General features: G+C 52.9%; 1 rRNA gene. It reads left to right on the top strand.

The features are described from left to right. A 23S ribosomal RNA gene (locus tag CKO11_RS17105) occupies window positions 1-819 on the top strand; the annotation flags it as partial.

Below are 819 nucleotides of genomic sequence, written 5' to 3'. Positions count from 1 at the left end.
CCGTTGCACTATCGTTTGATGAATACATAGTCAAACGAGGCGAACCGGGGGAACTGAAACATCTAAGTACCCCGAGGAAAAGAAATCAACCGAGATTCCCCCAGTAGCGGCGAGCGAACGGGGAGCAGCCCAGAGCCTGAATCAGCTTGTGTGTTAGTGGAACGGTCTGGAAAGTCCGGCGATACAGGGTGACAGCCCCGTACACGAAAGCACACAGGTTGTGAGCTCGATGAGTAGGGCGGGACACGTGGTATCCTGTCTGAATATGGGGGGACCATCCTCCAAGGCTAAATACTCCTGACTGACCGATAGTGAACCAGTACCGTGAGGGAAAGGCGAAAAGAACCCCGGCGAGGGGAGTGAAAAAGAACCTGAAACCGTGTACGTACAAGCAGTGGGAGCCTCTTAATGGGGTGACTGCGTACCTTTTGTATAATGGGTCAGCGACTTATATTCTGTAGCAAGGTTAACCGTATAGGGGAGCCGAAGGGAAACCGAGTCTTAACTGGGCGTTAAGTTGCAGGGTATAGACCCGAAACCCGGTGATCTAGCCATGGGCAGGTTGAAGGTTGGGTAACACTAACTGGAGGACCGAACCGACTAATGTTGAAAAATTAGCGGATGACTTGTGGCTGGGGGTGAAAGGCCAATCAAACCGGGAGATAGCTGGTTCTCCCCGAAAGCTATTTAGGTAGCGCCTCGTGAATTCATCTCCGGGGGTAGAGCACTGTTTCGGCTAGGGGGCCATCCCGGCTTACCAACCCGATGCAAACTACGAATACCGGAGAATGTTATCACGGGAGACACACGGCGGGTGCT

The organism is Rhodobacter sp. TJ_12 (genome assembly GCF_020023995.1).
Lineage (GTDB): Bacteria > Pseudomonadota > Alphaproteobacteria > Rhodobacterales > Rhodobacteraceae > Rhodobacter.
This window is presented reverse-complemented; position numbering and strand designations above follow the sequence as displayed.